The organism is Desulfobacteraceae bacterium (assembly GCA_022340425.1).
In the GTDB taxonomy this organism is placed as follows: domain Bacteria; phylum Desulfobacterota; class Desulfobacteria; order Desulfobacterales; family JAABRJ01; genus JAABRJ01.
Map to the genome: position 1 here is coordinate 1 of JAJDNY010000095.1, position 7,349 is coordinate 7,349.

Annotated in this window: 8 protein-coding genes; 7 read left to right on the forward strand and 1 reads right to left on the reverse strand. The window is 63.2% G+C overall.

What is annotated here, in order from left to right:
- From LJE63_08695 to LJE63_08715, 5 genes are all read left to right on the forward strand, one after another.
- On the forward strand, nt 1-491 hold a 491-nt coding region (locus tag LJE63_08695; protein ID MCG6906690.1), incomplete at its 5' end, for a hypothetical protein.
- Nucleotides 491-1,789 carry an ammonium transporter gene (locus LJE63_08700; GenBank protein MCG6906691.1) on the forward strand — a complete coding sequence of 433 codons (1,299 nt, stop codon included), beginning with the start codon at nt 491-493 and terminating at the stop codon, nt 1,787-1,789. The genes LJE63_08695 and LJE63_08700, both read left to right, overlap by 1 nt.
- A 102-nt stretch (nt 1,790-1,891) precedes the next feature.
- Nucleotides 1,892-2,230: a P-II family nitrogen regulator gene (locus LJE63_08705; GenBank protein ID MCG6906692.1), complete on the forward strand. Its 339-nt coding sequence runs from the start codon at nt 1,892-1,894 to the stop codon at nt 2,228-2,230.
- 125 nt (nt 2,231-2,355) lie between these two features.
- A complete protein-coding gene (gene glnA / locus LJE63_08710; protein ID MCG6906693.1) occupies nt 2,356-3,768 on the forward strand; it encodes a type I glutamate--ammonia ligase in 1,413 nt (470 codons plus the stop codon).
- A gap of 314 nt (nt 3,769-4,082) precedes the next feature.
- On the forward strand, nt 4,083-6,194 hold the full coding sequence (locus LJE63_08715; protein ID MCG6906694.1) for a response regulator: 2,112 nt from the start codon (nt 4,083-4,085) through the stop codon (nt 6,192-6,194).
- A 59-nt stretch (nt 6,195-6,253) separates the two neighbouring features.
- Here the strand turns inward: LJE63_08715 and LJE63_08720 are convergent, their stop codons facing one another.
- The gene (locus tag LJE63_08720) at nt 6,254-6,577 is read right to left on the reverse strand and encodes a hypothetical protein (GenBank protein ID MCG6906695.1); all 324 of its coding nucleotides are present in this window, start codon (nt 6,575-6,577) and stop codon (nt 6,254-6,256) included.
- Here LJE63_08720 and LJE63_08725 point away from each other — a divergent pair.
- On the forward strand, nt 6,564-7,010 hold the full coding sequence (locus LJE63_08725) for a hypothetical protein (GenBank protein MCG6906696.1): 447 nt from the start codon (nt 6,564-6,566) through the stop codon (nt 7,008-7,010). The two genes, LJE63_08720 and LJE63_08725, sit on opposite strands and share 14 nt — an antisense overlap.
- Nucleotides 7,011-7,137: 127 nt before the next feature.
- The coding region (locus LJE63_08730; protein ID MCG6906697.1) for a VacJ family lipoprotein at nt 7,138-7,349 on the forward strand (212 nt) is incomplete at its 3' end.

The following is a 7,349-nucleotide window of genomic DNA, read 5'->3' on the forward strand; positions in this document are numbered from 1 at the left end:
CGCCCGACCAGCTCTTTGAAGCCGAGCGCTGGGAGCGTGCCGCGGGCCACCTGAGGGCCGCACTCGGCGGTAGCCTGGACCTGGCGGCGGCGCTCAAGGAGAAAATGGCCGCCTGCCGCTACGTTGGCCAGCCCATCACCGACCGGCCGGTGGAGGTGCGGGTGGACAACCAGAGCTCCAGTTTTTTCACCATCGTCGAGGTCTATGCCTATGACTTCCCGGGGCTGCTCTTCAGCATCACCAACTGTTTGGTGAAGTGCGGGCTGGACATCTGGGTGGCCAAAATCGCGACCCAGGTGGACCAGGTGGTGGACGTTTTCTATGTGCGCGACTTTGACGGTCAAAAGGTGGACGACCCCGAGCGGCTGGCGGAAATCCGCAAGAACATTATCCAGGTGCTGGCGGGCAGCGATCAGAACGGAGGATGCGGGTCGACCGCGATTGCCGCTGCTGAAAATATGGCCGGTGCATTCAAAAGGGAGAAAAATTGATGAAGATCCGACTTGTGCTGGGTGCGTTGGCGATGACCCTGTGGCCCGTTGCCACGGCCGTGGCGGCAGAAGAGACCCTCAACGCGGGCGACACCGCCTGGGTGATCGTCGCCACCGCCCTGGTGATGATGATGACGCCCGCCGGGCTGGCACTCTTTTACGGGGGCATGTCGCGCTACAAGAACCTGCTGAACACTTTCGCCATGACCCTGGTGGCCTATTGCATCGCCAGCGTGGCCTGGGTGGTCTGGGGATACAGCCTGGCCTTCGGGCCGGATGTCGGCGGTCTGATCGGCGGTCTGGACCACCTGTTTCTCGGGGGGATCGGCGTCGACGATCTTTCCGGGACCATTCCGACCTTTGTTTTCGTCCTGTTTCAAATGACGTTTGCCGCCATCACCGTGGCCTTGGTGCTGGGGGCGATCGTCGACCGGATGAAATTCTCCTCCTGGGCGGTCTTCGCCCTGCTCTGGGTCACCCTGGTCTATGCGCCCATCGCCCACTGGGTGTGGGGCGGCGGCTGGATGGGGGAAATGGGGGCACTTGATTTCGCCGGCGGCAACGTGGTGCACATCAACGCCGGCGTGGCCGGGTTGGTGCTGGCGCTGGTGCTGGGCAAGCGCATCGGGTACGGCAAGGAGGCGATGTTTCCCTCCAGCATCACCCTGACCGCCCTGGGGGCCGCGCTCCTGTGGTTTGGCTGGTTCGGTTTCAACGCCGGCAGCCAGCTGGCGGCCGACGGGGTGGCGGGCTCGGCCTTTCTGGTCACCAACACCTCGGCTGCCATGGGGGCCCTGGCGTGGATGTTCGCCGAGTGGTGGGCCACGCGCAAGCCGACGGTGCTGGGAATCGCCTCGGGGATCGTGGCCGGGCTGGTGGCCATCACCCCCGCAGCGGGCTTCGTGGACCTCTCCGCCTCGCTGGTCATCGGGCTGGTGGCCGGCCTGCTGGGCTACCTGTGTGTCGCCAAACTCAAGCCCCGCCTGGGCTATGACGATTCCCTGGACGCCTTCGGGGTGCACGGCATGTGCGGGTTGTGGGGCGCGCTGGCAACCGGTATTTTCGCCAACCCGGCGGTCAACGCGGCGGGCCGCGGCCTGCTCTACGGCAACCCCGGGCAGCTGTGGATCCAGGCGGTCTCCATCGTCGCCACGGCGGCCTACACGGCCCTGGCGACCCTGGTGGTCGTCTACCTGACCAAGCTGCTGACCGGCGGGCTGCGGGTGGCGCCGGAGACCGAAGTCTCCGGGCTGGACAATTCCCTCCACGGGGAAAGGGCGTTTGAAATTCAGATGTGAAGAAAAGCGGTGGCCGCTGTGGCCCGCCTGACGGCGCCGCGCAGCCTGAGCTTGGCAAAAGCGATTCGTCCTTACAATAAAAGGTGAAAAGGAGAGTGTGCAATGAAAAAGATCGAGGCCATCATCAAGCCCTTCAAGCTCGACGACGTCAAGGAGGCGCTCAACGAGGTTGGCATCCAGGGTATGACCATTTCGGAGGTCAAAGGCTACGGCCGCCAGAAAGGCCACAAGGAAATATACCGCGGCGCCGAGTATGTGGTGGATTTCATACCCAAGATCAAGATCGAGATCGTGGTGGAAGCCGCTCGCGTGCCGGAGGTGGTCGAGGCCATCCGCAAGTCCGCCAACACCGGCAAACTGGGCGACGGTAAGATCTTCATCCTGCCCATCGAAGGGGCCGTAAGGGTCCGCACCGGAGAAAAGGGCACCGATGCCATTTAGCCACGGCCGCGCCCCCGGAGCGGGCGGTGGCGGGAAGCCTGGGCTTTTTTTAAGCCCCCGTTTTTTAAATCAAAAGGCAATATCATCACGTTAATCCCAACATAACCAATGGAGGAAAAAAAGACATGACCCCGAAACAGGTGTTGGAAATGGCCCAGGAGAAGAACGTCAAGGTGGTTGACATCCGCTTCATGGATTTCCCCGGCGTCTGGCAGCACTTCAGCGTGCCGCTGCACGAACTGGAGGAGTCCTCCTTCGAAGACGGCTTCGGCTTCGACGGCTCCAGCATCCGCGGCTGGCAGCCGATCAACGCCAGCGACATGCTGGTGGTGCCCGACTCGGCCACCGCCAAGATGGACCCCTTTTTCGAGGCGCCTACGCTGGTCATGATCGGCAATATCGTCGACCCCCTGACCAAGGAGCCCTACTCTCGCGATCCCCGCTACATCGCCCAGAAGGCCGAGGCCTTTCTGAAAAATTCCGGCATCGGCGACACGGCATTCATCGGCCCCGAGGCCGAGTTTTTCATCTTCGACGACGTGCGCTTCGAATCGGCCTCCAACGGGGCCTTTTACGAGATCGATTCCGAGGAGGGCGTCTGGAACAGCGGCCGCGACGAGATGCCCAACCTGGGCTACAAGCCCCGCCACAAGGAAGGGTATTTCCCGGTGCCGCCCATGGACAAGTTTCAGGACCTGCGCACCGAGATGATGCTGACCCTCGAGCAGCTGGGCATCGACATCGAGTGCCAGCATCACGAGGTCGCCACCGCCGGCCAGGCCGAAATCGACATGCGCTTCAAACCGCTCCTGCAGATGGGGGATCAGCTGGTGTGGTTCAAGTACGTCCTTAAAAACGTCGCCTACCGCAGCGGCCACACGGTGACCTTCATGCCCAAGCCGCTGTTCGAGGACAACGGCTCGGGCATGCACACCCACGTCAGCATCTGGAAGGATGGAAAAACCCTTTTCGCCGGCGACAAATACGCCGGCGTCTCCCAGGAGGCGCTCTACGCCATCGGCGGCATCCTCAAGCACTGCCGGGCCCTCTGCGCCTTCACCAACCCCACCACCAACTCCTACAAGCGCCTGGTGCCGGGCTTCGAGGCGCCGGTCAACCTGGCCTACTCCAGCCGCAACCGCAGCGCCGCGATCCGCATCCCGATGTACTCCTCCTCGCCCAAGGCCAAGCGCATCGAGTTCCGCACCCCGGACCCCTCATGCAACGGCTATCTGGCCTTCTCCGCGATCCTGATGGCGGTCATCGACGGCATCGAGAACAAGATCGATCCGGGCCAGCCCCTGGACAAGAACATCTACGACCTGCCCCCCGAAGAGCTGGCCGAGATTCCGTCGGCTCCCGGCTCCCTGGACGCGGCCCTCGAGGCCCTGGCCGATGACAACGAATTCCTGCTCAAGGGGGACGTCTTCACCGAGGACGCTATTCGCAAATGGATCGAGTACAAGACCGAAAGCGAGGTCAACCCCGTCAAACTCCGGCCCCATCCGCACGAGTTCTTCCTCTACTACGACATCTGATGGTGCTCCGGGGCCTCTGAACCGCAAGCGGCCATCAGCTGCAACCCGCAATCCCGCCGCGGCCCGTCGGCCGGATGTCCCGCGTCCGGGGACCGGCCGGGCGCCGCCGGCCGGTCCCCGGACGCGGCAGCCCTCGCGGTTTGCGCCGCTTCTTGCCCGATATCCCCCTCCTTTGCGCTGCGCGCCCGGGCCGCTCTGCCGGCCGCGCGGCGCTAAATTTTTGCGCGCCTTCGTCCGATATCCCACCCAACCATGCCGGCCCCCGCGCTCGCCGCTGCGGCGAACGCGGGCCCCGGCGCTAGACGGTGAGATCGATGCGCGCCCTCTGGAACCTCTTGCGGAAAAAAGAAAACCTGGCCATCATCCTGGCCTGCCTAGTGCTGGTCGGCTACGTCCCCTTGCTCTTGACCGTCATTCCGGTGGCAGCCGGTTTTGGCGCCGGCGGCCCCGGGTGGATTTTCTTGATCATCGGGGGGGTCTCGCTGGGGATCCTGTGGCTCATCGGCAGCCTGTTTCGCATCAAGACCCAGAACATGGTCCTGCAGACTTACCTGGAGGAGGCCGGCAAGCGGGAAGAGATCGTCGATCAGAAGAACCGCGAGCTTCACCAGCAGATCGCCGAGCGCAAGCGGGTCGAGGCCGAGCTGCGGGCGGCCAACGACCGCACCGAAGCGGTCAATCAGGAACTGGTGGATGTCAACCAGCAGTTGGAGGATGCCATCGCGCGCGCCAACGAAATGGCCATCCAGGCCGAGATCGGCAACCTCGCCAAAAGCGAGTTTCTGGCCAACATGAGCCACGAGATCAGGACCCCGCTAAACGGGGTGATCGGCTTTACCGATATGCTCCTGGACAGCCCCCTGGACCAGAATCAGCAGGAGTATGCCACCACCATCAAGCGCAGCGGCGAGGCCCTACTGTCCCTGATCAACGACATCCTGGATTTCTCGAAAATCGAGGCCGGCGAGATGGTCATGGAGGAGATCGCCTTCGATCCCGAACTTGCGGCCTATGACGTCTGCGATCTGATCCGGCCCCGGGTGGGGACCAAGCCTCTGGAAATTCTGTGCCATATCGATCCCAACCTGCCTGCCACCCTCACGGGCGACCCGCTGCGTTTTCGCCAGGTCCTGACCAATCTCGTGGGCAATGCGCCCAAATTCACCGATGCGGGCGAGATCGAAATCGCCCTGGCCGTGGAAAAGGAGGAAGCCCGGCGGGTCAAGCTGCACGTCACCGTGCGGGATACCGGCATCGGCATCCCGCACGCCAAACAGGAGCTGATCTTTTCCCCCTTTCAACAGGCGGACGGCTCCACCACCCGCAAATACGGCGGCACCGGCCTGGGGCTCTCGATCTGCAAGCAGATCGCCTCCCTGATGCAGGGCGATATTTGGGTCCAGAGCCCGGCGGACTTCAGCACCCTGAGGGCTGCGGGTCGCGGCGGGCGCCAGGGCCCCGGCGGCCCCGGCAGCACTTTCCATTTCACCGCCTGGTTCGCCAAGGCCGAAGGGCGGGTGCGCCAAGAGGTGCGGCCGGCCTCGCTGCCGGGAACCCGCGTGCTGGTGGTGGACGACAACCAGACCAACCTGGAGATCCTCGCCCAGACCCTGGAGGACGCCGGGATGCAGGTTGCGGCCCTCCGCCAAGGGCGGGAGGTCGTGCCCGCCCTGCGGCGCGCCCTGGCGTCCGGCCGGCCGTTTGATCTGTGTATTTCCGACATTCAGATGCCCGCCATGAGCGGCTATGATGTGGCCGCTGCGGTGCGCCAGGCCGAAAGCCCCATCGACCGCACGCCCCTGATGGCCCTTTCATCGCTGATGGAGCGGGATGCCAAGACGTGCGAACGGGTGGGCTTCAACGGGTTTTTGAGCAAACCCATCCGGCGCCAGAAGCTCTTTCAGATGATTGAACGGCTCCTGGGGCAGCAGGCCTCTGCGGGTGCCCCCCGGGAGGGGGACGGCCGATCGGAAATCGTCACCCAGTATTCGCTGCGCGAGGATATCAAGCATTCGACCCGGATCCTGCTGGCCGAAGACAACCCCGTCAACCAGCGGCTGGCCACCCTCATGCTGACCAAGGCCGGCTACCGGGTGGAAGCGGCCGGGGACGGGCGCGAGGCCGTGGCGCGCTTCACCCAAAGCCCCGAGCGCTTCGACCTCATCCTGATGGACATCCAGATGCCCCAGTGGGACGGCCTGCAGGCCACCCGCGTCATCCGTGAAAAAGGCTTTGACGCGGTGCCGATCATCGCCATGACCGCCAACGCCATGCAGGGTGACCGCGAGATGTGCCTGGCGGCAGGCATGGACGACTACATCACCAAACCGATCAAGCGCGAACAGGTGTTTGAAATCCTGCAAAAATGGGCCTTCAGCCGTTCCGCACGGGTGCCGCAGGCGCCGGCCGAGCCGGAAAACTTCTGATCGCCGTGCGGTGCTGCGCCGTCCGATCCGATTTCAGTATCCCCCACAAGCTTGTCCTTTCACTCAAGTTCAACCAAAGCCAAAAACTTTAACCGATGGTCAGGCGGGGCGGCCGGATCATCAACCGCCAGCCCCCATCGCGAAATCGGGACGCTGGGAAAATTGCCCGTCATCGAAAAAAGCTCAACTGCTTCGGCACTGACCCTGTGATCCTTTTCCGTCTGATGATAGAATAACATAAACGCATGGAGGCCTTTCTCATTCCCCGCAACCATTCTGCTCTGTTTCGGCGCCTGAGTTCTGATCTTCGATGGTCTTGGCCTGGTCAAAGTCGCCATCCTCTGAGAAAAGCAAACTACCCTGGCGGCCTTGATCGGCATCACCTTTCGGCTCTCCTCCTCCAACATGGTCTTCACCGCCGACGTGATGACCCGCGCCGGGCTGGTGGTGCCCGCCAGCCGGCGGTTTTCCGCCTATGACTCGCTGACCGAGTATCAAAAGGTCACCAACCGCATCAGCTTCAACGACTACTTCAACGATCTTTTCTACCCCTTTTTCCACGCGCGGGACCCGGGGCTGACCCGCGATGCGCTGATCGCGCAGTCCAGCCTCAAGCCCGTCGAGGACTACCTCGCCCGCTCCGGCAAGATCGCCCTGCTCACCAATGCCGACGACCTGATCCTGGCGCCCGGTGAACTCGCGTATCTGGAAGCGCTCTTCGGCCCGCATGCGCAGATCTACCCCACCGGGGGGCACTGCGGCAACCTGACCCACGAGGCCGTCACGAATTATATGCTTGAGTTCTTTCGGAATTAAGGGGAATCGCTATACCGATTGGTCCACCGGGGTCTGCTGCTGGCCTGCCTGGCGGCCGTGGTGGGCTGCGCCGCCGCGCCCGTAAAACCCGAGCCGGAAATCCCCCCCCAAATACCCGGCCAGCGAGGTGCTCAGGGAAGGCGAAACCTACCCCATCGACGCCTTCGACCCCTGGGAGGGGATGAACCGGCGGATCTTCCGCTTCAACTATTACTTCGACAAGTACGTCTTTCTGCCTGTGGCGAGTGCCTATGAATTCATCACGCCGGATTTCGTGGAAACCGGCCCGGTCAGAATGGAACCGTCGCACCGAAAATCACCAGGGCATCTTCCTCTCCG

Bases quoted from the DNA above. Each gene is read 5' to 3' on its own strand.
- LJE63_08700 (MCG6906691.1), top strand. From the start codon at position 491: ATGAAGATCCGACTTGTGCTGGGTGCGTTGGCGATGACCCTGTGGCCC.
- LJE63_08705 (MCG6906692.1), top strand. From the start codon at position 1,892: ATGAAAAAGATCGAGGCCATCATCAAGCCCTTCAAGCTCGACGACGTC.
- glnA (MCG6906693.1), top strand. From the start codon at position 2,356: ATGACCCCGAAACAGGTGTTGGAAATGGCCCAGGAGAAGAACGTCAAG.
- LJE63_08715 (MCG6906694.1), top strand. From the start codon at position 4,083: ATGCGCGCCCTCTGGAACCTCTTGCGGAAAAAAGAAAACCTGGCCATC.